The organism is Sphingobium sp. CECT 9361 (assembly GCF_918741285.1).
Lineage (GTDB): Bacteria > Pseudomonadota > Alphaproteobacteria > Sphingomonadales > Sphingomonadaceae > Sphingobium.
Map to the genome: position 1 here is coordinate 1 of NZ_CAKKNC010000016.1, position 24492 is coordinate 24492.

Consider the following 24492-nt stretch of genomic DNA (forward strand, 5'->3'; position numbering starts at 1 on the left):
GATGCAAGCGTACTCGCCTGGCTCGACACGCTTTGAAATAATGTGAAGGAACGTGGGCAGGAAACCCCAGAACTCAGCCAATCTGGCCGCCTTCCTTCACATTATCGACACCTCGCGATTAATCAAGGTGCTGCAAAAGGACACCCGCGCCATTGCCTATCTGCACCAACTGGCGGCCCCAGAAGCGATCGAGAAAGCGGCGTAGTTATTTTGATGAGGCCGCACCAAGGAGTGGCGGCCCCTTCTTGTCCCACCCACCGACCCTATGCGCGCGCCGCTCCCTTCGATCGAGGCTAATTGGTTTCAGGCAGCAAGCGTTGATATCGAAGTCCGCTTTCCTCCCGCACGCGGCGTGACGGAAATCTTCACCCGAACGTCCCGATTGAGCCGGTCGAGAATCCGTAACAGCCGGTCGATGGTGAATCGCTCCAGTCTGACCTGACGGATACGCGAAAAATCGGCGGCCGATATGCCGGTGCGCGCTTCGGCATCCCGAACCGTCAGCCGCTCGGCATCGAGCGTTTTGACGATTTCAGCGGCCAGTATTGCTCGAAACTGGCGAATGCTGGCATCGGGCTGATCGAAATCGGCAAAGACATTGCCGGAACCGCGAACCAGTTCGAAATCGTCATCTTGGTCAGCCATCGAGCATTTCCTTCAACCGCTTGATCCGCTCGCGCACGAGGTCGATTTCGTGGCGCGGCGTTGCAATTCCCTTGGTCGATTTCTTCTGGAAGGCATGAACCACCCAGATATCATCGCCCAGTTGCAGCGCATAGACGACCCGATAGGCGTCGCCGCGCTCTTTGATCGCCAGTTCCCACACACCGGCACCCAACCCGGCAAGCGGCTTGGCAATATCCGGCGTTCCGCCGTCGGCGACCACGGTCAGGGCATCGAATGCCCGATCCACGGCACGCGAAGGAAACGTCTCAAAAGCTCTTCGCGCCGCCTTGATCCAAGAAACCGTGCGGAGCGTGTTGCGTGATTTCGCCATAGGTAGTCAAATCTGCCAACAAAGTCAATGTGAGACTGTTCAGGCCACCGCCGCCAGCGACGTTCGGCGATCCAGCACTTCAACCGCTTTGAGCTTATGCTCCGGCGCAAGATGGGCATAGCGCAGCGTCATTGCATAATCGGAATGCCCCAGCAGTTCGCGCACGGTGTTCAGATCAACGCCGCCCATAACCAGGCGCGACGCGAAATGGTGCCGCATGTCGTGCCAGCGGAACGCGGTGATATTCGCGTCCTTGAGCAAATGCCGCCATGAAAAATTGACGCGATCGAAGCGCTGGCCCGCCTCATTGACGAAGACCAGCCCATGCTCTTCTTCCACTTGCGCCCGCCAGCCTTGCAGCACGCGCGTGGCTTCACGGTTGAGCGGGATATGGCGTGTCCGCCGCGATTTGGCGGTCGCCCCGGTCACGGTCAGGATACGCCGATCGAGATCGACATTCGGCCATGTGAGATCGAACAATTCCCCGCGACGGCAGCCGGTGTTGATCGACAGCAAGATCAGCGGCTTCACATGATCGGTGAACATGACGGTGCGCAGGCTGGGCAGTTGCACATAGCCCCTTTCTCGCCGCCAATGATTGGCGGAATCGCGTTCGGCGCGGCGGCGTTCTTCGCGGGCATCGATCACAGCACGCAGGCGGCTCTCCTCGACATCGCTCAAAAACCGCACCTTGAGACAATCGTCCGTGCGCGACTTCTTGACCTTGGCCAGCGGATTGGTTCCCAACAGTTCCCAATCCACCGCCCGGTTGAATGCCGCCTTGATCGACGAAATATCCCGGTTAATCGTTTGAAGGCTCAAGCCGCGCTCGATTTCGCCCGCGCGCCAGCGTTCGACATCCAGCCCGCTGATCTTGTCGAGCGGCTTGTCGAGCAATGCCTTGAAGGCCGTCGCCAGACGCTTGAGATTTTGCACATGGGCTTTCTGATTGGCTTTGGCCCACACGGCATAATCGCCATCAAGGAAAGCACGAAAGGTCGGCACACCCTGCTTGGGCTTGCGCGCCTCAATAGGATCAATGCCGCGATAGACTTCGGACAGGATGACGCGGGCGCTATCGCGCGCTTCGGCCAAGCCAACGGCATCCGCCCTGCCCAGCCACACACGCTTACCTCTGGCGAACTCGCAATAGAAGGATTTCACGCCACGTGGCATGACGCGCAGCACCAAGCCCTTCAGGCGCGCATCGCGGTGATCCTCCGGCTTAACCGGCATGACCATCTTTTCGATCATCGCTTGTGTCAGAACAGTTCGCATCGCGCGCCTCGCCAGCCAAATCGACTCATTCTGGTGGTGCGCTGGTGGTGCAACTTGCTGCAACAAGGCGGAACAAACAGCGTCCAAACGCAACAACCATAACGGTTAAATAGTGGCATAACGCGCTATAATTAGCAAGTTTTTCTGGTGCATATGGGAGCGTTCAAAACCCTCAAATTTAGGGCTGGGGGTGTGGGGGTCGGAGGTTCGAATCCTCTCGTCCCGACCAAGATTTCAATGACTTAATCTGAAATTTCCACCCCTCCCAGTGACGCACTTTTACATACCTTCCGGGCTGGGGCGTCTGTCGGTGGACAGCTACGTCAACTACGCCGCTTGCTCGCATGTTGTGTGCATTCCAAAGCGCGCGATTTCGATTTCGGGCAATGGTCCGCACCATCCTTTCCGATGACTCTGCCGGATCTCGATACGATCTGCGCGCGACACACATACGCGAAACGGTAAAGCATTTCGGCTAAGCCGGAGGAAGCATCGTCAATATCGGTTCGATCTTCAGCACGCATCCGTCTGACGGTGGCACAATCTACTCCGCCACGAAGTGGACTTTCCATAACTTTACCTGACGCTTCGCGTGCAAGCTTGGACCACGCAACATTCGCGTAACCGGCGGCGCGCGCAGTCTGTAACACTGAAGCCTGCGCCCCGCTCGCGTGCCTCCCGCGGGGAGTATCCTGCGCAGCGTCGAAATTCAGTCGTCGGAACGCAAACGAGGGCTGATTATTTCGGCTTTGCCTGCTGGGGATACCAGTATCGCACATGGCAAGATTCGCAGACCTGATCGAGGTCGCCCGAGGCCTGGTTCATTTTTACCACGTCCTTGTCATGGGCTGCCGTGATAAACTGATCCGCACTGACCGAAAGAGCCTTCGCCATATCCGCAAAGCTGGTTCGATCGGCATCGATGAAGCCCTGAACCTGGGCCGCTGTGGATCCTCCAGTAATGCCTTCATCCTGGATTTTTTGGCCGGGCTTGGAAACGGTAATTTTGCTGGCGGACACTATGGCATCTGCCTGTGCCTTCACCTTCTGGCCAGCGGCGGACAGCTTGGCCCAATCGTCGGCGGTCAGCTTCGACGCCTGCGGCTCCCCTGCGTCGTTTAACGCCCGGTTGCTGACATCCCAGAGGATTTGTGCTTGCGGGGCCACCACGTTCTTCATCATGCTTTGAAGCACAACCGGCTGGGGATCGGAGTTCGCGTTGTCCTTCTGACATCCGCTGATCAAGGTCATTCCTGCTAAAAGCATTAGCGTCATTGATCGCACGGGACACTCCTTCGCTGCACCGTCTTCATTTACACATTAAATTACACGCTGGAAATGATTTGAGCTGATAGGGTTACATTCTGAAATTTTTGCCAAGCTCTGTTGGCCGATTGTTTTCAGCGAACACCTATTCCCACCCGAAATGGAGCGTTATCGCACCAGCGCGCATTAGTGGCAGGGGGACATCATATGAGGGAAGGCAAGGAATGAAACTCTATCATGAGGTGCGCGGTTGTTCGTTGGCGGTCGACATTGTAGCGCGGGAGTTAGGCATCGACCTAGACCTGGAGTGGGTCGATATGGCTTCGAAGCGCCTTCAGGACGGCAGCGATTATCATCTGGTGAACTCCAAGGGTACTGTTCCAACGCTCGAACTTCCGAATGGCGATCGGATCAGCGAAGGCACGGTTATCATGCAATATCTCGCGGATCTTAGTCCGGAACGGCGGCTGCTGCCGCCCCATGGTTCGATCAAACGCCTTCGCGTGCTGGAATGGATGAGCTTCGTCGGAGCCGATTTGCACAAGGGCGGCTTCATGCCGTTGTTCAAAGCCAACACACCCCCTGAATATCGGGAGATCGCCCGTCAATATCTGGGAAGGCATTTGACCTGGCTCGACGGTCAACTGGCGGACCGCACGGTTCTGGTCGGGGAGGACTTCACCATTGCCGACGCCCACTGTTACACCATTGCCATGTGGACCGCAGCGCATGACATCTCGACGGAAGCATGGCCGAACCTCACGCGCTACCTGAAACAGATCGGAAGCCGCCCGAGCGTGCAGGACGCCGAGCGCGCCGCCTACGAACAAGGGCAGGCCAGACTTGCTGCCACCGCTCCCGGCGGGTGAGACACTGATCATCATCGGGCGTTGGCTTCAACCACTTCCGGCCGATGGATAATACGGTCCCTGCTCATCCATGCACCGTCCCGAACAATAGGGTCCTCCGAAAACAGACGCGTCCGGGTTCTGTCCCGTAGGACGGGTTTGTCTCAACTAACCCGGCGGAGGCACGGCAAATCAAATGAGGCGGACTGTACTGGTCTCGACAGCCCGACCATACAGTGAATTCGTGAAAAATTGACACTTTGGCAACTTTACCCTCTTATCAGTCCGTCGGTTAGCCATTGAAAGCACCAGACAATGATCTTGGTCGTCGAGGACGAGGCCGACGTCCGGGAGGAGTTGGTCGAAATGCTGGAACTGCGGCGATTCGCGGTTATCGGCGCCGCGAGCTTGGCTCCCGCTCTCGAGACCGTCAGGCAGGCGACTGGCCCTTTAGCTCTGTTGACGGACCTCCGCTTGCGCGAAGGCAGTGGTCTTGATCTGATCCGCACTATTCGATCCGACCCGGACCTGAATGCGAAGGTGAACACCATCATCCTGATGACAGGCCACATCGATCTGACAGAGCAGATGGAGCACGAAATCGCGAAGCAGGATCTGCATATCCTTTTCAAGCCGGTGAACATCGATCTGCTCTTATCCCTGCTCGTACAAGACGGGCCAGGCTGATGCATGGCATTCTTAACCCGTTACGAGACGGCAGCGATTTTCGGCTGAGCGGCGCGTCCCTGAAGCGTATGACGGCCCAGGGATGGGCACTGACGATCGTCCTGTTGGCCGTGGCCATCGGCGCAAGTTCCTTCCGCATCATTCTCGCCCCCGGGTTCGAGATGTATCTCGGCCCGATTTTCTACCTTATAGCCTACAGGCTGGGCGGTCTGCGGCTGGCCATTCCCATGGTGCTGCTGACGATGGCGTCATCCTGGTTCTGGTGGGGCCATATCTTCACCATTGCGCTGGCGCTCGGACACGTGCTTTTCATCGACAAGACCCGCTTCGCCGGTCCGTCGCTCGCCATCGCTACCGCTGTCTTCTCGCTGACCATCGGGGCGGCGGCGTCGTTCCTGTTCCTGCACTTTCACTACGATGCATCGCCGACCATTTTCGCGCTGACGATGATCCGCAAGCTTCTCAATGACGTGCTTATGGCGGCGATGGTCGACCTGGCTCTGTCACTTTTGATTGTAGACCTTCCGGCTGGTCGCATCGTGCTACGCAAAACGGTCAGCCTTGCCGAACTCCTGCCTGCCTCCATTACGCTCGTCGTGCTGGCGTCCGCGCTTGTGATGTTTGTCAGCAGCGTCCGGCGTTTTCCTGAGGACTTCAGATCGTTCATGCAAGAAACTGCGCTTCAGGCTGAAGTCCGGATCGATCACGGGCTCATCACCGGAAAAGCCTTCCTCGGCGTAGAGAATTTGCGAAATACGGGGACGGTACCTCAGAAACTTCTAATTGCGGACAACGAACGCAGCGTACGCACCCCAGAAGCACTGCAGATTTTCGGCTGCACACGGATCGACGACGGACTGGACGTCACGGGGCCGAACGATCGCAACACGTTCGCCTATTGGGTTTCCGCGTGCCAACTGGGCCATCACGCGCTTTCCGGCCGCAAATATTTCTACCTCTACTCAACCCGTCCAGCTGCCGAGAGCGCCTATCGCAAGGTGCTCCTCGAGATGCTCGGTCTGGGCATCCTTCTGGTCGTGGCGATCTTGTTGCAGATGTTGATCACGCGCGCACTGCGGCGTTCGTTGCAGGCTTGGAAAGAAGTCGCGGAAGGCTTGGGCCAGCCTGGCCTCTCGGCCCCGCACAAGCTCACGTTCAACGAGTTCGACCGCCCGATCGAAGCCATCGTCGCCGCGAACAACAGCCTTGCCGAGTTGGCTCAGGAGCGTCGGCGAATTGCCGAGGCATTCATCGAGCTCAAGAAGGAAATGGATTTGCGCCTCGCAGCGGATATCCACTTCGACTCCGCCACAGGCGTTCTTAATTTTCAGGAGATCAGCATCACGCGGGTTGCGCAGGAACGGTCCCAAGCAGTCCATCCCAATGATCGCCTGGCATTTGTCGACATTCGCAATGATGTCGAGGCGTTCATCGAGTTTCGGCTGGCAGACGAAAATTCAAGCGACTGGTATCTGTTCGTCGGTCACGACCTGATGGCCCCCGGCCATTGGCGTTCGGGATGGATGGTGCGCCTTCGCCAGTCCAAGCTGGTTCAGAATCGCATGCTTCAGCAGGCACGCCTCGTTGAGCTCGGAGGCATGGCCTCAGCCTTGAGTCATGAACTCAAGCAACCGCTGTTCACCATCTCGCTTGCAGCCGAAAACGGCCGGTTGTTGCTCGACCAGGGAGGCCCCGAAAACGTGCCCCGCGCGCGCGGCAAGTTCGATCGGATCAGCGAACAGGTAAACCGCGCGCGCGATATCATTGCCCGAATCTCGCGCTACGCCCGGATCGAGAATGACAGTCCCGAACCTGTCGATCTGGGCGACGTGGTCAGAACGACGCTGTCATTCATGCGGCCATTGCTCGTCCAGCACGATGTCGGCATGAAAATAACGTTGCCGGACGGGCCGCCGGTTTTGCTCCTTGCGCCGCGCGTCGGCCTTGAGCAGGTGCTCGTCAACGCCATCCAGAACTCGGTCGATTCTATCGCAAGTCGCCGCGAAGGCGACGACCCCGGCCTCACCGGCGCCATCGAACTGGAGGTAACTGCCACAGAAAGCGGACTTCGCATCAGCATTGTGGACAATGGCGCAGGGCTAGCGTTGATCCAGCCGGACCGGGCATTCGATGCCTTCATGACCACCAAGGAAACCGATCGCGGGACAGGCCTTGGCCTTTATATTTCGCGGCAGATCGTCATGGAAATCGGCGGAAAGATCAGCATTGGGTCGCGCCAGACGCCAGAGCGGGGCGCAATCCTGACCATCGACTTTCCGAGCTTCGTCGCTCTTTCGCGCGACAGGCTTCCATTCGGGCCTACGGAGCATGCGATAAATGCCTAAGCCCCGGATCCGCATCATCGATGACGATGAAGAGAGCTGCTCTGAAATTGCGGACGCGCTTATGGCGTCAGGGTACGACTGCTCCTGGGCACATTCTCCTGATTCCATGATGGCGCCCCATGAACCGGCGCCTGACATTCTGATCCTGGATTTGAGCATGCCGCGGGTAGACGGCTTCCAGGTCATTCAGAACCTCGCCGGTGCGGGACGTCAGCCGCATCTCATCGTGGCCAGCGGCCACGAGCAAAGAATCATCAGAGCCGCAGTCCGCAGCGCACAGGAAGCTGGTCTGCATGTTTTGGGAGCACTAGAGAAACCCTATTCGATCGCCTCCTTGCTGGCGCTTGTCGAAAGCCGTCTGACCGCGCCAGGCAAGACGGCAGACGATCATGCGGCGCTGATCGGCCATCTTGTCGACACACAGACCCTCACGAGCCATGTGCAGACGGCGTTTCAATCCAAGCATCGGCTTTTGAACGGCGACATCGTCGGCTATGAGGCGTTGCTGAGGATTTCGGTGGATGGCTGCTCGGTTAACCCCGAAGCGGTTTTCGCTCCTGCAGTGGCCTTGCACGATCAACTTGCAGTGACACGCACAGTGCTCGACGACGCGCTGCGCTTCGGTTCAACCTTGCGAAGTGCTGGCGCAAACCTCCCCATCGCGGTCAACTGTACCCCTGCCCTGCTTTGCGCGCCCGATTTTCAGGACCTTGTCTTCTCTGGCCTCGACCGCTGGAGCATGCCGGCCTCCTCCCTTTTGATCGAAATCACCGAACACGAGACCGTCTATTCGTTCGACGCCCTGGCAACCGCGGTCAGTCGACTTGCGATGCGGGACTGCGGCATCTCGATCGACGATTTCGGTCGCGGCGCAACGAGTCTGGAACGCCTTTTCGACCTGCCTCTCACCGAGTTGAAGATCGACAGGGAGATTTTCTGGAAATGTGTCGACGGTCGCGAGCCTCCCGCTTTGCTCAAGGAGGTGGTGCGTTATTGTGACGACCGAAACATCACGTCTACGATCGAAGGTATCGAGACCGTCAACCACTTGGAACATGCGGTCTCTATGGGCGCACGGAACGGGCAGGGCTACCTATGGGGAACGCCGAGCCTCGACACCGAAGGCCTACTCAGATTATTTTCTACCTCCTGAGTGGAGTAATATCTATGCGCAGCATTTACATAGTCGACGATGACGACACGGTCCGCTCCGAGCTGCGCTCGTTGTTGTGCGTATACACAAATACGGTGCTTCGCTCGTTCTCATCGGGTGACGAATTCCTTCGGGAACTGGACAGCCTGTCGCCCGCATTGGTCTTGCTTGATATGAACATGCCAGGCGCAAGCGGCACAGATGTTCTTGCGGCCCTTCGCGACCGGCCAGACCTTCTGGCCATCGTCGTGACTGGCCAGGGAGACATGCGTGTTGCCGTGCAGGCGATGAAGGCGGGCGCAATCGATTTTCTCGAGAAGCCCTGCGAGCCCCAAGCGCTGCTGCAGACGATCGACCTCGCCTTTGAGACCCTGGAACAGACCGAGCAGACGATTGCCCGCACCGGTCAGGCGCAGCGACGGCTTGCGTGCCTTACTGCGCGAGAACGCAATGTGTTGGACGCACTGATCGAAGGAAAATCCAACAAGGTAATCGGCTACGAACTCGACATCAGCCCGCGCACCGTTGAAGTCCATCGCGCCAACATGATGGATAAGCTGGAGGTGCGAAGCCTCTCCGAAGCGCTGCGCATCGCCTTCTTGGCAGGACTTATCGCTACCTGAGCCGGTTCATGACCGAGCGCCTCCCATCGCCAGCGACGCTGGCGGGTTGCCGGGGCCGACACAGCTTGGGTAGAACAGCCACGCCGACGGCGGAGAGATCATCGTGCGCGTCGCGTTCAATCCGGGCGGCTTGTTGACCCTTTGACATCCGAACCATCCGCGTCGAGAGCCATGCCCATGCATGACGAGGCTGCTCCCGACAGCATGGCAGGGAAACAGGACGGTTCCGTCCCGATGTCATGGACCGTTCTGATCCTGCTGCTGCTCAGCACACCGTCAGCTTCGGCGGCCTGACGGCGCTGGGCATTTTTGCAGGAACAGATCAAATATGATCTCCATCTGACCGACTGGCATCTGGGTCTGATGAGCGGGCCAGCCTTCGCGCTGCTCTACGCGGCTGCCAGCATCCCGCTCGCACGTCTTGCCGAACCTCGTGACCGGCGGATTATCCTGTCGGCGTGTCTGATGGCCTGATGGTCTGATCGACGATGCGGTGCGGCGCGGCGACCGGCTTTTTCCAGATATTTCTCGCAACCGTCATCGACCAGCTTGCCTTCCGATCCCCCGTCAACTCGTGCAATCCGAGCTTGGGCGGCAACGGCAGTTCTTCAAGATGCTACGAGACGATGTTGCGGTAGCGTATTGGCGAACGTGCGTGCGAGGCTGATCAAGGCGCTGAATGCCGCTGAAGGGTTGCGGCGGTTGGGATAATAGAGGCACAGAGGCGCGAGCGGCGGTGTCCAATCTTCAAGAACACGAACGAGACGCCCCGCCGCTATGTCTTCGCGCACATCGGACTCCATGAAATAGCCGATGCCCAGATGGTCCAGGACAGCAATCCGTGAGAGGCTGGCTTCGTCCAGAGTGATCGGGCCTTGGACATCTATCTGGACAGGTTGTCCGTCCTTCTCGAACTGCCAGCGATGCAATGCGCCATTCGGGAGGCGAATGCGAAGGCATGCATGATGGAGCAGGTCGGGAGGAACACGGGGCTTTTCGTTGTTCTCAAAATAGGCAGGTGAGGCAACGACGGCAAAGCTCCGGGATGGCCCAACAGGGATCGCGATCATGTCACTGGGAACGAGGTCAGCGCTCCTCAGGCCCAGATCGAAGCCATCGGCCACTATGTCGACAAGTCGGCCCTCAGTCACCAGGTCGATATGCACCCGAGGGTAACGATGCAGGAATTGAAGAAGAAGCGGTGCAAGAACCTCACGCGCAGCGGTGGCGAAGGTGTTGATCCGCAGCGTTCCCGATGGCGTTTCCCGCTGCGATCGGGCCGCGTTCATCGCATCGTGAATGTCTTTGAGTGCAGGGCCGATCTGAGCGACGAAGTTCCGTCCGGCATCCGTGAGCGAAACGCTACGGGTCGTGCGATTGAACATGCGAACGCCCAGTTGGCGCTCCAGCTTACCAATGGCATTGCTCAGCGCCGTTGTCGACAGCCCCAGCTCCAGCGCCGCTGCCCTGAAAGATCCACGGCGCGCAATGGCAAGTACCGCGTCGAGCTCAATCAATCCATCGTGAGACATTATCCCGATTTCCACCACGTTGCATCCCGCTTTATCACGATTATCGGCACAAGGGTCCAGCACTATGTTGGCATAGTGGAGACAGGGACACCGAAACGGTGCATCCCGCCAGCATGCAGGAGATGAACGATGGCTATCGCGCTACCCGATGTAATCGCGAGATATTTCGCCGCCGACACTGAGCAAGATGGGGATGCTGTGTCCCGCTGTTTCACGGAGACCGCCACCGTCAAGGACGAGGGGCACAGCTATGTAGGGCGCGATGCAATTCGGCAGTGGAAGGCGGATTCCTCACGCAAGTACAAGTATACGGTGGAGCCCTTTTCTATCTCTATCGAAGATGATCGAACAGTCGTCACGAGCCATCTTGTCGGTGATTTTCCGGGGAGCCCGGTAGACCTGCGCTACCTGTTCACCCTCGACGATGAGAAGATCGCCGCGTTAGAGATCGTCCTGTGAGCAAAGCCATTCAGGGCGCCGGGCTTAGCCCGAATTTGCATCCCTTCCTCGATCTGAGCGGGAAGCGGGCGTTGATCACCTCCGGTACGCGCGGTGCTGGAGCCGCTACTGTCAGCCTTTTCCAGATGCTGGGTGCACAGGTGCTGACCACCGCCCGGACCCGACCAGACGGCCTTCCGGATTCGCTGTTCGTCGCCGCAGACCTGACCAGCCCCGACGGCTGTGCGGCCTTGGCGGCAGCCGTGCGGGAGCGCATGGGCGGCCTGGATATCATCGTCCATATGCTCGGCGGATCCTCTGCGCCTGCGGGCGGGTTCGAAGCCCTCAGCGACGAGATTTGGAGCAGGGAGTTCGCCCTAAACCTCATGCCGGCCGTCCGCCTCGACCGCGAACTCGTGCCCGACATGGTGTCGTGCGGTAGCGGCGTCGTGATCCATGTGACCTCCATTCAGAGCAAACTCCCCTTACCGGAGGCGACGACAGCCTATGCCGCGGCGAAAGCGGCCTTATCGACTTACAGCAAGAGCCTGTCGAAGCAGGTGTCACCTCAAGGCGTTCGAGTCGTGCGGGTTTCCCCCGGCTGGATCGAAACCGAAGCTTCCATCGACCTTGCGACACGACTAGCGTCCGAGCATGGCGGCGACATCGAAGTCGGTAAGACGATGATCATGGACTCACTCGGCGGCATTCCGATTGGACGTCCATCGAAGCCGGAAGAAGTAGCGAACCTCATTGCCTTTCTGGCGTCCGACCGTGCAGGCACGATCACCGGCGCCGAATATGTGATTGACGGCGGCACAGTGCCGACCGTGTGAGATTGGCGGGGCAATATCGGCGCCGTTTGCGGGTGGGCTATCGCTCCGCATAACGCTGATCGTTCCTGCCGATACCTTGGTTCAGAATCCCCAGTGCGCTACTGTGGAATAGGTTTGGATCCGCCAGATCGGGTGAGGAACGCAGCTCGTCTGGCCTCCAGACCGGATGACTGACCTAAGGTCCAATTGCCAGAATCTCTCACTTTGTCATGCTGTGCCGGTGTAATCCCGATGCAATACGGACCTTAGGAGAACGACCATGCTGCAACAGGCGCTGGACAAATTTTCAGGCAAAACAATGATCCGCGATAGTTATGACAACTATATCGGCGGCAAGTGGGTGGCACCCACCAAGGGTGCCTATTTCGACAATGTATCGCCGGTGACGGGCCAAGTGGTTTGCAAGATTGCGCGTGGAACTGCCGAAGATATCGAGCTGGCACTGGACGCGGCACATGCCGCCAAGGACGCATGGGGCCGCAAGTCATCGACCGAACGCGCCAACATTCTGAACAAGATCGCCGACCGGATGGAAGCCAATCTGGACGTGATCGCGCTGGCTGAGACCATCGACAACGGTAAGCCGATCCGTGAAACGACTGCCGCGGATATTCCCCTCGCCATCGACCATTTTCGGTACTTCGCCGGCTGTGTCCGCGCGCAGGAAGGGTCGATCAGCGAAATCGATCATGACACGGTCGCCTATCACTTCCACGAACCGCTGGGCGTCGTGGGGCAAATCATCCCCTGGAACTTCCCGATCCTGATGGCAGTGTGGAAGCTTGCTCCCGCGCTTGCCGCCGGCAACTGCGTCGTGCTCAAGCCAGCCGAACAGACCCCGATGTCGATATTGGTGCTGATGGAAATCATCGGCGATCTGCTGCCCGAGGGCGTTCTCAACATCGTAAACGGTTTCGGCGTCGAAGCAGGCAAGCCGCTCGCCAGCAGCAAGCGGATCAGCAAGATCGCGTTTACCGGTGAGACCACCACCGGCCGCCTCATCATGCAATATGCGTCGGAAAATCTGATCCCCGTCACGCTGGAATTGGGCGGCAAGTCGCCGAATATCTTCTTCGCTGACGTGATGGATGCCGACGACGAGTTTTTCGACAAGTGCCTTGAAGGCTTCTCGATGTTCGCGCTCAATCAGGGTGAAGTGTGCACCTGCCCCAGCCGGGCGCTCATTCAGGAATCGATTTACGACGCCTTTATCGAGCGGGCGATCAAGCGCGTGCAGGCCATCAAGATGGGCAGCCCGCTGGACCCATCGACCATGATCGGCGCGCAGGCATCAAACGATCAGCTTGAAAAGATCCTCGCCTATATCGCCATCGGCAAGGAAGAAGGCGCAGAAGTACTGACGGGCGGCGAACGTGCGATACATGAGGGCGAACTGGGCGAAGGCTATTATGTGACCCCCACTGTTCTCAAGGGCCACAACAAGATGCGGATTTTCCAGGAGGAAATCTTCGGCCCTGTCCTGTCGGTCACCACGTTCAAGGACGAGGAAGAGGCACTCTCCATCGCCAATGACACGCTTTACGGTCTGGGTGCTGGCGTGTGGACGCGCGACGGCACGCGGGCGTATCGCTTCGGCCGGGCCATTCAGGCCGGACGTGTCTGGACCAACTGCTACCATCTCTATCCCGCCCACGCTGCCTTTGGCGGGTACAAGCAATCGGGCATCGGTCGCGAGAACCACAAGATGATGCTCGATCATTACCAGCAGACCAAGAATATGCTGGTCAGTTACAGCCCCAAGGCGTTGGGGTTCTTCTGATCGAAATGTGACGATGCAGATTTCCCCTTTCATGTGTCGCATGTTTCCTGGCGGGCATCTCACGATGCCCGCCGCTTTGTTCTTTTAAAGGAGCGTTCCCGATGGCCACGCCCATTTTGCCGTCCCGGATACTATCGACATCGGCTGCCGATGCGCTGATCGCATCCCTGACGGACAAGCATGGCCCGCTGATGTTCCACCAATCAGGCGGCTGTTGCGACGGATCTGCACCGATGTGCTTTACACGGGGCGAGTTCAAAGTCGGCGCACAGGACGTGTTGATGGGCAACATTGCAGGCGATGTGCCGGTGTGGATCGGCGCAGCCCAATTCGAATATTGGCAGCATACGCAGGTGACCATAGATGTCGTGCCAGGACGTGGTGCAGGCATGTCGTTGGAAAGCCCAGAGGGGATGCGTTTCATGATTCGCTCGCGCGTGTTCACGGACGAAGAAGCGGAGCTGTTGGAAAGCGCGGGGGAACCAATGCGCGGTGCGTGACAAACGCGGTATAACAAGTGCATAGCTTGCCCATAACTATAATGGAGAGGGCAATGACCGCCGTGAGCGCAACGCTGGAGTCTGGTATCGCCTTTGCGGCTAGTCATGCGGATGATCCGTTTGAAGCGATGGACGATGTTATCACGCAACTTGGCGCTACACCGCTCGCCGGGGCGCTGGTGTTTTGCTCACAGCGGTACGATCGCGACAAGCTCTCACGCGCGATCAATCGTCGAACGGAAGGCCTGACGGTAATAGGCTGCACCAGTTCTGGCGAAGTGACTGAAGCGGGGTACGATCACGATAGCTTGACCGTGATCGGTTTCCCCGCGGACAGTTTTCAAATGGTGTCGCATTGTTTTACCGATCTCGACAATTTCGATCCGGATCAGGCCCGCGAAGCGGTGCGCAATCTGGCTGCCATAGCGCAGCGCGATAGCAAGGCGCTGGGCGATCAAGTCAACCATGTCGCTTTGTTTCTGGTCGATGGCTTGTCCCATCGCGAAGAGATCCTGACCATGACCATTCAGGATGCGCTGAACGACATTCCGCTGATCGGCGGATCGTCGGGTGACGATCTGGCGTTCAGGCAAACCGCAATTTTTCATGGTGGGCAATTTCGACCGCGCGCGGCTGTCGTCGCAATCCTGTCCTCCCCAAAGCCGATGCATGTCTTCAAGGCGCAGCACTACGCACCGAGTGACCGCAAGATGGTGATTACCGGTGCCACCCCTCACGAGCGCATCGTGACGGAAATCAATGCGGAGCCGGCGGCAGAAGAATATCTGCGTTTGGCGGGACATGCTGGCGAAGCACTGGGCATGCAGTTTTTCGCCGCACACCCCCCGATGGTGCGGGCTGGCGGCGAATATCACGTGCGGTCAATCCAGTGCGCCAATCCGGACGGCAGCCTGACATTTTATTGTGCGATCGACGTGGGGCTAGTGTTGACCGTAGGCGAGCCAGTCAACCGCATCGCAGGCATGGAAAAACTGTTCGCCGATATTGGCGAGCGCGTCGGTCAAGTGGACCGCATCATTGCTTTCGATTGCGTGCTCAATCGCATCGACGCCGAACAGCGGCAAATCGCACGCGATGTTTCAAAACTGTACGTCCGTAACCGCGTCGTCGGGTTCAACACCTATGGTGAGCAGTATCACGCCCTTCACGTCAATCAGACTTTCAGCGGCCTTGCCATCGGCAAATGACTGACGCCGTTGCCCCTCATTCTGCCGATCTTGAAACGGAGGCGATTGCTCTTCGCGACGAGGTGCGCAAGCTGCGCCGGATCAACGCAGCGTTGATGGACCGGGTCGAGCGCTCGACGGATATGTCGGCCAATGCCTTTTCCATGTTCGAGACGGCGATTTCGCTGGAAGCTCTTGTGCGCGACCGCACCAGCGCACTGGAAGATGCGCTCGCCCGTCTGGCGCAAGCGAATGCCGAACTGGCGGGAGCGCATGGCAAAGCCGATGCCGCGCGAATGCGCCTGCGCGATGCCATCGATTCCATCAATGAAGGCTTCGTACTGTTCGATGCCGAAGACCGGCTCGTTCTTTTCAACGATGCTTATCTCGGATTCTGGCCGGAACTCACGCCGCACATTCGCGAAGGTCTGGCCTTCGACGAACTGGTGCGCCTGGCCGCTGCACATGAACGCCCGCAAGGGTCGCTGGTAGCACCGGACCGCTGGGTGTCCGACAGGCTGGCACGGCACGGCGTGGCCGATGGTGGCCATGTGCAGGCGCTGGCGGACGGCCGCTGGGTGCAGATAAACGAATTACGCACGTCCGAAGGCGGGATCGTCGGTATCTACACCGATATTACCGAAGTTAAGGCAGAAGATGCACGCAACCGGGCGCGCGAACTGGGCGAACGTAACCTTGTTCTCCAATCCACGCTCGACAACCTGTCGGAAGGCGTGTGCGTTTTCGACGATAGCGGGCATCTCACAGCGTGGAATGACTCGCTTGGGCGCTTGCTGGGTTTGTCCGACGATTTTGCCCGCGTCATAGTGACTCATGACGACCTGTTGCGGTGGTGCCGTGACCAGATGGGCATGGATGACGCCGGTTGCCTTGAATGGCGCGGCGACCAGCCGCCGGGGAGTAGGATTGCGCATCAATGCCGCACCGACACGCGCGCATTCGAACTGCGTGCCACCACCATGGGGCGTGGCGGGCAGGTTTTCAGTTTCACAGACGTCACCGACATGCTCCATGCACAAGCAAACTTGCGCGAAACAGCCGAAATACTGGAGCAGGGTGTGTCCGAACGCACCGCGCAGCTTGTTGAAGTAAACCGACGGCTTGAAGCGGAAGTCAGCGAAAGGCGGCACGTCGAAGCAGCATTGCTGGAAGCCAAGACCGCGGCGGAAAAGGCCAATCTATCGAAGACGAGCTTCCTGGCAGCGGCAAGCCATGACCTGCTGCAACCACTGAATGCCGCACGTCTTTTTATCGCCGCACTGGCAGATCGGCGGCTGGCGCTTCCTACCCGTGCGCTCGTCAACCAGACGTCGACGGCAATGGATTCGGTAGAGGATTTGCTGGAAGCCTTGCTGGAAATATCGCGCCTCGATGCTGGGGCGATTCAGCCGGAAATCACGCATTTTCGTATCGATCGCCTGCTGCACACGCTGGCGCTGGAATTTGCGCCGATGGCGCATGGAGCAGGTCTGGAGTTTGTCGTCGACGCCAGTAGCGTTTGGGTCGCTAGCGATATGCGACTGCTACGCCGCATACTTCAGAATTTCGTCTCAAACGCGATACGTTACACGCAGAAAGGCTCCGTGCGGGTCACCTGTGCGCAACAGGGAGCGAGTGTTGTTGTCACAGTCAGCGATACCGGGCCGGGTATCGCCGAAGAACAACAATCAGCGATATTCGAAGAGTTCAGACGGCTCGACACGCGGATCCAGGGCAAGGGGCTGGGTCTCGCCATCGTCAAACGCGCCAGCGAAATGCTGCGTCACCCCATTGGTCTTGTTTCGGCACCCGGCAAAGGTGCGGCTTTTTCCATTACCATACCGCTTGGCAGCGAGGTGATCGACAATGAGCAGAATGCTGCTTTGCCTGCCCGAGAACGTCCTATGGGCAGTCTGTCCGTATTGGTGATAGATAATGAACGCCAGATACAGTCGGGAATGCGCAGTCTGTTGACGGGATGGGGATGTTCCGTAACGGTGGCGGATGGATTTGAAGAGGCCGTCGCACAGTTCCCCGATGGCACCCAGCCTCATGTAATCCTCGTCGACTACCATCTGAAGGATGGAGCCACAGGTGACGACGCGATCGTGCAATTGCACCAGCATTTCGGTGCGGCCATCCCGGCGATCATGATCTCTGCGGATCGAGGCGACGTGCTCAAGGCACAACTGGCAGCAAGAGGCACCCCTCTGCTCAACAAGCCGGTAAAGCCCGCACAGTTGCGGGCCCTCCTGCGGACGATGTTGCATTAGTGCACGTGGCGGCGTTTCAATTCTCGCCGTCGAAATGCACTCGATTTGCCATGATAACGGCTTGCGTGCGGCTGTAGACGCCCAGTTTTTGGAGGATTGCGGACACATGCGCCTTCACGGTGGTCATGGAAACGCTAAGGTCATGCGCAATCTGCTTGTTGAGACGCCCATGAACCAGATGCGTCAGCACAATCCGCTGTTGCGGCGTCAGGCTGGCAATGCGTCCCAATATGTCGGTTTCCTGCTGCGATCCCTGGCTGTCTTCTTCTATTGCATCGGGCATGTAGATTTCGCCCGCGACGACACGATGCAGCGCTTCGACGATGGCACTACGCTTCATCGACTTGGGGATGAAGCCGGACGCGCCGGCGGCCAATGCCTCCCGTACGATACTGCGGTCGAAAGCGCCTGAAATCATCACGACGGGCAATATGGGGAAACGTTCGCGTAGCAACTTCAAGCCGTCCAGCCGCTTCACGTCCGGGATGTGGACGTCCAGCAGGATCAGATCGAAGTTGCTTTGCTTCTCCAGCGTAGCGATGGCTTCCTCAAGCCCAGCCGCTTCGAAAACCTCGCATTGATCGAAAGTCACCGCAATAACGCTGCGCAGGCCATCTCGTACAAGCGGATGGTCGTCGATGATGAGCACACGCTCCATCTCTGCTCCCCCGCTGTTCAATACCATAGCTTCCCCTCGTCCCTTATAGGGCATTACGACATGAGGCGCAGCAAGTCGCGCGGCATTGTAACTTGTACCACCGCCGCTGCTGCGCCCCATCACGATCATCTTACGTTCCTTATAGTGTAGATTTCGTCAGCCCTTGGGGAGCTTGAACACCCATAGCGCGCCGCCCTGATTGATTTCCTTGAAAGACTTGGCCACTTCGCCGCCCCAAAGTGGAACTGCACCGCCCCAGCCCGACATGACAGCGACAAACTGCTCGCCATCCGTTTCCCAGGTTACCGGAGACCCGATCACACCCGATCCGGTTTGAAACTTCCACAATTCCTTGCCGGTCTTCGCATCGAATGCCTTGAGATAACCTTCGGGCGTGCCGGTGAACACCAGATTGCCGCCCGTGGTGAGGACGCCACCCCATAGCGGAGCCTTGTTCTTGTATTCCCAGACGATCTTGCCAGTCTTGGGATCCATGGCACGCAGTGCGCCGATATGATCTTCTGCAATCGGCTTGATGGTGAAGCCCGCGCCCAGATAGGCTGCGCCCTTTTTGTAGGCGATGGGTTCGTTCCAGATATCCATGCCCCAATCGTTCGACGGGATATAGAAGAGGCCGGTATCGTGGCTGTAAGCCATCGGCATCCAGTTCTTGCCACCAAGGAAGGAAGGCGATGCGAATACGGTCGTGCCCTTTTCCGCTGTCGGTGCGCCGGGGCGTCCCGCCGGGATGACATTCGGCTTACCTGCCTTGTTGAAGCCATCGGCCCAAGTCGTCTGCATGACGAACTTGTTGGCAGAGATGAACTTGCCATTGGTACGGTCTAGGACGAAGAAATAGCCGTTACGGTCGGCCTTTGCGCCCAGCTTCATTGGCTTGCCATTGATGGTGGCGTCGAAGGGAATGAATTCGTTCACCCCGTCAAAGTCCCATCCGTCGTGCGGCGTGGTCTGGTACGACCATTTGATCGTGCCGGTCGCCGGATCGATTGCCAATGTCGAAGCGGTGTACAGATTGTCGCCAGGACGCAAATGGCTGTTCCACGGCGCCGGGTTGCCGGTGCCAAAGAACAACAGGTTTGTTTCGGGATCATATGTCCCGCCCAGCCATGTCGCGCCGCCGCCATTCTTCCACTGATCGCCGGTCCAGCTTGCATTGAGCTTGCCGGTGATGCCGTTATCCTTGCCATTGAGCGTACCCATATGGCCTTCGATCACCGGACGGTGCCAGATGAGCTCGCCAGTATCGACATTGCGCGCTTCGACGGCGCCGACAACCCCGAATTCACCGCCGGAATTGCCAGTAATGACCATACCATTGACGATCAAGGGCGCGGCGGTTGCGCTATAGCCTGCCTGATAGTCGGCGATCTGTTTGTTCCAGATCACCTTGCCGGTCAGGCGATTGAGCGCCACGAGCCGCGCGTCGAGTGTCGCAAAAATGATCTTGTCGCCATGGATAGCGGCTCCGCGATTGACGACATCGCAGCATGGCATGATGCCGTCGGGCAGGCGCGCATCGTACTGCCACTTTTCCTCGCCGGTCTTCGCATCGAAAGCAAAGAGGCGCGAGTAGGATCCCGTTACGTAAATCGTGCCGTCATAAACGATCGGCTGCGCTTCCTGACCGCGTTGCTTTTCACCGCCTAGCGACGCGGAAAAGGCCGGAACCATTTTGACGACATTTTCGCTGTTGATTGTGGTCAAGGGGCTGAACCGATGGGCTTGCGGCCCCATGCCGTACGTCAACACATCCCCGGTCGAGGCTGCGTCCCCCATCAATTGTGCGTCTGTAGGCCCCTGGGCCATCAACGGCGCGCCTATCAAAGCCATTGCTGCCGCACCCATGCCAAGCCTGGCAATCGAACGCGCTATACGTCCCGTCATAGTCATCCTCCCTGATTCAGACGCTATTGGCGCCTTCGGGATGCAGCCTATGCTATGGGTATAATGCAGCAATTGGACCTTGGGTCGGCCCCGCCCCCACGCATCGCTCAGTTCAGGCCTTAAACAAGGGCCGGCGGCACATGTTTGACGCCATGAGCGGCAAAAATCGCCTGCAACTGTCCGGTCGCCATCATCTTTTCCAGCTCAGCTTCGATGGCATCGCCCAGCGAGCGGCTATTTTCCTTGACCGCCATGCCGATATCCCAGCCACCGGACGAAAAGGCAGGCAGTGGCATTTTGCGCCGCGTCAGTTGACGACCCGGCATGTCATGCAGTCCCGCTTCGATCTGTGCGCGGCTGGCGAGAACCGCATCGGCCTTGCCTTCTGCAACGGCCATCACGGCCTCCGATCCGGTAAGATAGTGTGCGACATCCTTCGCGATGGCACCGCCGCCAGTTCTCGTCAGATAGAAATCCGGGATGCTATCCAGCTCAGCGGCGATTTTTCTGCCCTTGAACTGCGAGGGTGCAGCATCGCAATCGATGTCGCTGTTGCCGCAGACGAACTGAAAACTCTCGCGATAATAAGGCGCGATAATCGCCACCTGATCGTTGCGCGCCGCAAATGTGCGATCGAACGGCACATGCAGCATGACATCTACTGGCGCAAACCCCAGCAACCCGCCGCGCCAGACCGCGTTGCGCAGGTCATCGTCGACGCTTTCGTCTGCGCTCAGTTCGGCCAGATCGAGCCGAACACCCAGCGATTGCGCCAGCGCCTTGGCCAGATCGACGTCTATGCCGACGATCTGGCCTTCCTTGTTCCAGGACCAGGGACGGTTGTCTTTATAGACGGCTACCCGGAGAACCCCCAGTGCTTTGACCTTAGCAATCGGCGCGGCATCGGCTGCAGATGACGTAACCGCTAGGGCGAATACCGCGCCCATCGAGTGAAGCAGCATACGCCGGTCGAACGTCGGTCTATTCTTCATGCTTGGTTTCCAACCAGGAACGGATTGCCCAACCGGCTTCCTGTCCCAGTACATCGCCAAAGGCAGGCATGTAGACCTTGCCGTCATGGCTTGCGCCTTTGCGAAACCGCTCCATGAACCATTCGTCGCCACTCTCGCCCAATTCGAGATAGCGAAGATCGGGCGCTATACCGCCGGATATTGCCTCCAGACCGTGGCATCGTGCGCAATTTTGATTGTAGGCTGAGGCGCCGACTTCAATGGCTTTCGCGTTGCCCGTATAGGGGTTTTTAGGCAGCCAGTCGGCCCCCAATTTTGGTAGCGCGCTGGTATCGACGGCCTGCGGAGTCACATTGCCATGCGCCATCAAGGAGGAGGTCACCGATATCCCGGCGACCAATGCTGCGCCCGCCAATATGGCACGTCCGAAATTGCTCATTCTGTCCTCACCCAAACTTTTATATGACCCCTGCCATGACCGCCAATGTAGGGTAGTCCGATCCCCTGCCCCATTGCCCATTGGTACAATGCCTTGTCAGCACGGCTCTGCTTAGAATGCAGTATAGGAGAGACAATGATGAGACGCGCGCAACTGCTGGCCTTGACGATTTTATTATATGCCACAAGCGCGAAGGCCGAGACGATCTATGTCTCCAATGAGCGGGGAAATAGCATCACGGTGATCGATGCTGCGACTCACGCAGTCACTGCCACATGGCCAACCGGTGGTCGTCCAAGGGGGATTACCGTGTCGAAGGACGGACGGTATATCTATCTGGCCGCCAGCGCCGATCATGCGGTCCAGATGATCGACCGTGAAACCGGAAAGCTGGTAGCGGATCTCCCGTCGGGACAAGACCCCGAACAGTTTTTCCTCTCCCGCAATGGGAACAGCCTTTTCGTTGCCAATGAAGACAATGCCGCGCTGACGGCAATCGACCTCCAGAAGCGCAGCGTCGATTTTCAGGTCGATGTCGGCGGGGAGCCTGAGGGCGTCGCGCAAAGCCCGGACGGCAAATGGGTAGTGGTGACGTCAGAAGAAGACAATATCGTCAACTGGATCGACCTTTCCACAAAGACGATGGTGGACGAAACGCCAACGGATCAGCGGCCTCGCCATGTCGAGTTCACGGCAGACGGGAAGCAATTGTGGATAGCGGCTGAAGTGGGCGGCACGGTGCAGATTGTCGATGTCGAGAGCCGAAAAATTATCGAGACGTTGAAATTCGCGGTCCCAGGCGTTGCCGCGTACCGCATGTTGCCGTGCGGTATCCGCTTCACGCCAGATGGCAAGACAGCCGTTATCGCACTGGGGCGCGCCGACCATGTCGCGCTGGTCGATGTCGCCACACGCACCGTGCGCGCCTATGTGCCGGTCGGAAAGCGCGTGTGGCATCTGGCGATCTCCGGCGATGGCACCACAGCTTATGCCGCCAATGGATTATCCGACACGCTGTCTGTGATAGACCTTGCCTCCGCCAAAGTGACTGCAACGGTCGCCACCGGCGCTGGTCCGTGGGGGGTCACTATCGCCCCCTGAGAGGGTACCTCGACCCTTGGCGACCCAAGGAACGAGAACCAAAGTCCAATTTAAGATCGCCTCCTTGCATCGCACTGTCGCTTCACCGGGATAACCGGAAAACGGGAGGGTGTTATGAAAAGAGGAAAATGGCTCGCAGGGGCGGCATTGGCCATGATGCTGGCCGTACCAGCGACACCGGCGATGGCAGGGACCACCGCTGAGCTGCTGAAACGCCTGCATGAAAAGGGCATTCTGACAGACGAAGAATATCAGGCATTGCTGACGCAGGAAGGCACCGAAGTTGCGACTTCGCCTGCCGCCGCGCCTGCACAGGCCGCCGCAGCGTCGCTGGATGACAAGCGGATCGTGCGGATGACCGACAGCGGCATCGGCATGGAAGTCGGTGGCGTCACCGTAAAAATGTCCGGGTCAGTCAACGGCTTCTACGTACATGACAATGGCCAGGCGCCGGGTCCGAATACTGCGGTTGTTGGCGGCGTCGTGCCAATTGGCGGCAATGCGTCGGCAATCCGCAACGGCCTGCTTCCCGGGTTCCTCAAGTTCGACTTCACCACCACGCAGGGCGGTTGGGATGTCGGCGCGCACTTCGGCATGTATCCCGGCATCAACAGCGTGAATTACGCAGCAGGCGGCGGCGCAAACAGTCCGGGCTTCCCAGCCGCGTTGCAGACGGCTGGCATCGATTTCCGCCAAACCTACCTGACCATCGGTCGCAAGGGCTTTGGCGAAGTGAAGATGGGCCGCGACATCGGCCTGTTCGGTTCCGAAGGTATTTTGAACGACATCACCTTGCTTTCCGTGGGATCGACCGGTGGCAATGTCGCCCCCTCCAACACTTCACTGGGGCGCATCGGGGCAGGCTATATCTACACGGATTTCCAGCCGCAGATTACCTACAGCACACCTAATCTGAGCGGATTTCAGGCCAGCGTCGGCGTATTCCAGCCGCTCCAGTCGCTGACCGGCCCGGGGGAAACGGGCAGTGCGCCGGGGTTCCAGGCGAAGGTCGTTTACGATGGTAAGTTCGGTGACATTTCCACGCGTGTCTGGTTGTCCGGGATCACGCAGAAGCATGATCGCGTGGACGGCGCATCCTATACGGGCAGCGGTTTCGATACCGGTGCAAAGATCGGCATCGGTCCGCTGTCTGTCATGGGTTATTACTACAAGGGTTCCGGCCTGGGCACAACGGCGCTCAACCTGTTCGATACCGATGCTTTCGGAGACAAGCGCGACAGCGAAGGCTTCTACCTGCAAGGGCTTGCGACATTCGGAAAGTTCTCTGTCGGGGGTAGCTACGGCCAGAGCACGCTCGATTATGCGAACACTGCCGATGCACTCGCGAACCCGACACTGGTGGACAAGAACAGCAGCTATGTCGGGCAGGTGCGTTATGGCCTGACAAGCTGGGTGACGCTGATCAGCGAATATATCCGCACAAAGTCGGAAGCGCATAACGGCAACGAAGCGAAAGCGGACACTGTCGCGGCAGGTGCGATCCTGTTCTTCTGACCTTCGCACAGCTCCAAGCTGACTAAAACAGGAAGCGGTGTCCCGATGGGGCACCGCTTCTTCGTTGCGCCTGTCTGCTCATCATCGACCAAAGGTACAATGGCCGCTGCGTTCGCCAGCCCATAGCGATGACAGCACACAATAAAAGCGGCGGGAGAAG

25 protein-coding genes are annotated in these 24492 nt (G+C 58.5%); 16 read left to right on the forward strand and 9 right to left on the reverse strand.

Annotated elements, in window-relative coordinates; translation table 11 throughout:
• Window positions 1-52 precede the first annotated feature (52 nt).
• The gene (locus LQ220_RS18275) at window positions 53-205 is read left to right on the forward strand and encodes a hypothetical protein (RefSeq protein WP_230189575.1); all 153 of its coding nucleotides are present in this window, start codon (window positions 53-55) and stop codon (window positions 203-205) included.
• A 98-nt stretch (window positions 206-303) separates the two neighbouring features.
• Here LQ220_RS18275 and LQ220_RS18280 read toward each other — a convergent pair whose 3' ends face one another.
• Genes LQ220_RS18280 through LQ220_RS18290 form a run of 3 tightly spaced genes read right to left on the reverse strand, consistent with a single transcriptional unit; the run spans window position 304 to window position 2275 of the window.
• Complete coding sequence (locus tag LQ220_RS18280) at window positions 304-645, reverse strand: helix-turn-helix transcriptional regulator (RefSeq protein ID WP_230189576.1); 342 nt, start codon at window positions 643-645, stop codon at window positions 304-306.
• The gene (locus LQ220_RS18285) at window positions 638-997 is read right to left on the reverse strand and encodes a type II toxin-antitoxin system RelE/ParE family toxin (protein WP_230189577.1); all 360 of its coding nucleotides are present in this window, start codon (window positions 995-997) and stop codon (window positions 638-640) included. The genes LQ220_RS18280 and LQ220_RS18285 overlap by 8 nt, the downstream gene beginning before the upstream one ends.
• 39 nt (window positions 998-1036) lie before the next feature.
• Window positions 1037-2275 carry a site-specific integrase gene (locus LQ220_RS18290; RefSeq protein ID WP_230189578.1) on the reverse strand — a complete coding sequence of 413 codons (1239 nt, stop codon included), beginning with the start codon at window positions 2273-2275 and terminating at the stop codon, window positions 1037-1039.
• Between the two features lie 491 nt (window positions 2276-2766).
• On the opposite strand from LQ220_RS18290, the gene LQ220_RS25065 reads away from it, so the two are divergent.
• Window positions 2767-2859, forward strand: coding sequence for a hypothetical protein (locus LQ220_RS25065; RefSeq protein ID WP_354958166.1), 93 nt, complete (start codon window positions 2767-2769; stop codon window positions 2857-2859).
• Window positions 2860-3013: 154 nt separating this feature from the next.
• Here the strand turns inward: LQ220_RS25065 and LQ220_RS18295 are convergent, their stop codons facing one another.
• The gene (locus tag LQ220_RS18295; RefSeq protein WP_230189579.1) at window positions 3014-3526 is read right to left on the reverse strand and encodes a hypothetical protein; all 513 of its coding nucleotides are present in this window, start codon (window positions 3524-3526) and stop codon (window positions 3014-3016) included.
• 239 nt (window positions 3527-3765) lie between these two features.
• Between LQ220_RS18295 and gstA the strand changes: the two genes are divergently transcribed.
• From gstA to LQ220_RS18325, 6 genes are all read left to right on the forward strand, one after another.
• Window positions 3766-4410, forward strand: coding sequence for a glutathione transferase GstA (gene gstA / locus LQ220_RS18300; RefSeq protein ID WP_230189580.1), 645 nt, complete (start codon window positions 3766-3768; stop codon window positions 4408-4410).
• Between the two features lie 294 nt (window positions 4411-4704).
• Entirely contained in the window at window positions 4705-5076 is a 372-nt protein-coding gene (locus LQ220_RS18305) for a response regulator (RefSeq protein ID WP_230189581.1), read from the forward strand.
• Window positions 5076-7421, forward strand: a complete 2346-nt coding sequence (locus tag LQ220_RS18310) for an ATP-binding protein (RefSeq protein ID WP_230189582.1) — start codon at window positions 5076-5078, stop codon at window positions 7419-7421. Before LQ220_RS18305 ends, LQ220_RS18310 begins: the two co-directional genes overlap by 1 nt.
• Window positions 7414-8574 carry an EAL domain-containing response regulator gene (locus LQ220_RS18315; RefSeq protein WP_290369064.1) on the forward strand — a complete coding sequence of 387 codons (1161 nt, stop codon included), beginning with the start codon at window positions 7414-7416 and terminating at the stop codon, window positions 8572-8574. Before LQ220_RS18310 ends, LQ220_RS18315 begins: the two co-directional genes overlap by 8 nt.
• A 14-nt stretch (window positions 8575-8588) precedes the next feature.
• Window positions 8589-9197: a response regulator gene (locus LQ220_RS18320; protein ID WP_230189583.1), complete on the forward strand. Its 609-nt coding sequence runs from the start codon at window positions 8589-8591 to the stop codon at window positions 9195-9197.
• Window positions 9198-9506: 309 nt separating this feature from the next.
• Window positions 9507-9671: a hypothetical protein gene (locus LQ220_RS18325; protein WP_230189584.1), complete on the forward strand. Its 165-nt coding sequence runs from the start codon at window positions 9507-9509 to the stop codon at window positions 9669-9671.
• A gap of 134 nt (window positions 9672-9805) precedes the next feature.
• On the opposite strand, the gene LQ220_RS18330 is transcribed toward LQ220_RS18325, so the two are convergent.
• Entirely contained in the window at window positions 9806-10729 is a 924-nt protein-coding gene (locus LQ220_RS18330) for a LysR family transcriptional regulator (RefSeq protein WP_230189585.1), read from the reverse strand.
• Between the two features lie 129 nt (window positions 10730-10858).
• Between LQ220_RS18330 and LQ220_RS18335 the strand changes: the two genes are divergently transcribed.
• The 6 genes from LQ220_RS18335 (at window position 10859) to LQ220_RS18360 (ending at window position 17743) form a co-directional block, all read left to right on the forward strand.
• Window positions 10859-11188, forward strand: a complete 330-nt coding sequence (locus tag LQ220_RS18335) for a nuclear transport factor 2 family protein (protein ID WP_230189586.1) — start codon at window positions 10859-10861, stop codon at window positions 11186-11188.
• A complete protein-coding gene (locus LQ220_RS18340) occupies window positions 11185-12003 on the forward strand; it encodes an SDR family oxidoreductase (RefSeq protein WP_230189587.1) in 819 nt (272 codons plus the stop codon). The genes LQ220_RS18335 and LQ220_RS18340 overlap by 4 nt, the downstream gene beginning before the upstream one ends.
• Before the next feature lie 259 nt (window positions 12004-12262).
• The gene (gene adh / locus LQ220_RS18345; protein WP_230189588.1) at window positions 12263-13783 is read left to right on the forward strand and encodes an aldehyde dehydrogenase; all 1521 of its coding nucleotides are present in this window, start codon (window positions 12263-12265) and stop codon (window positions 13781-13783) included.
• A 101-nt stretch (window positions 13784-13884) separates the two neighbouring features.
• Window positions 13885-14283 (forward strand): DUF779 domain-containing protein, encoded by a 399-nt coding sequence (locus tag LQ220_RS18350; protein ID WP_230189589.1) that lies wholly within the window; start codon window positions 13885-13887, stop codon window positions 14281-14283.
• Between the two features lie 53 nt (window positions 14284-14336).
• A complete protein-coding gene (locus LQ220_RS18355; protein WP_309298531.1) occupies window positions 14337-15491 on the forward strand; it encodes an FIST N-terminal domain-containing protein in 1155 nt (384 codons plus the stop codon).
• The gene (locus tag LQ220_RS18360; RefSeq protein WP_230189590.1) at window positions 15488-17743 is read left to right on the forward strand and encodes a NahK/ErcS family hybrid sensor histidine kinase/response regulator; all 2256 of its coding nucleotides are present in this window, start codon (window positions 15488-15490) and stop codon (window positions 17741-17743) included. The genes LQ220_RS18355 and LQ220_RS18360 overlap by 4 nt, the downstream gene beginning before the upstream one ends.
• A gap of 16 nt (window positions 17744-17759) precedes the next feature.
• Here LQ220_RS18360 and LQ220_RS18365 read toward each other — a convergent pair whose 3' ends face one another.
• From LQ220_RS18365 to pedF, 4 genes are all read right to left on the reverse strand, one after another.
• Entirely contained in the window at window positions 17760-18530 is a 771-nt protein-coding gene (locus LQ220_RS18365; RefSeq protein WP_230189591.1) for a response regulator transcription factor, read from the reverse strand.
• A gap of 27 nt (window positions 18531-18557) precedes the next feature.
• Window positions 18558-20306, reverse strand: a complete 1749-nt coding sequence (locus LQ220_RS18370) for a methanol/ethanol family PQQ-dependent dehydrogenase (protein WP_281820725.1) — start codon at window positions 20304-20306, stop codon at window positions 18558-18560.
• 119 nt (window positions 20307-20425) lie between these two features.
• Window positions 20426-21268: a transporter substrate-binding domain-containing protein gene (locus LQ220_RS18375; RefSeq protein ID WP_230189670.1), complete on the reverse strand. Its 843-nt coding sequence runs from the start codon at window positions 21266-21268 to the stop codon at window positions 20426-20428.
• A 19-nt stretch (window positions 21269-21287) separates the two neighbouring features.
• Complete coding sequence (gene pedF, locus LQ220_RS18380) at window positions 21288-21716, reverse strand: cytochrome c-550 PedF (RefSeq protein WP_230189592.1); 429 nt, start codon at window positions 21714-21716, stop codon at window positions 21288-21290.
• 138 nt (window positions 21717-21854) lie between these two features.
• Here pedF and LQ220_RS18385 point away from each other — a divergent pair, with 138 nt between their 5' ends.
• Window positions 21855-22817, forward strand: coding sequence for a PQQ-dependent catabolism-associated beta-propeller protein (locus LQ220_RS18385; RefSeq protein ID WP_230189671.1), 963 nt, complete (start codon window positions 21855-21857; stop codon window positions 22815-22817).
• Window positions 22818-22931: 114 nt separating this feature from the next.
• The gene (locus tag LQ220_RS18390) at window positions 22932-24332 is read left to right on the forward strand and encodes a porin (RefSeq protein WP_230189593.1); all 1401 of its coding nucleotides are present in this window, start codon (window positions 22932-22934) and stop codon (window positions 24330-24332) included.
• Window positions 24333-24492 lie beyond the last annotated feature (160 nt).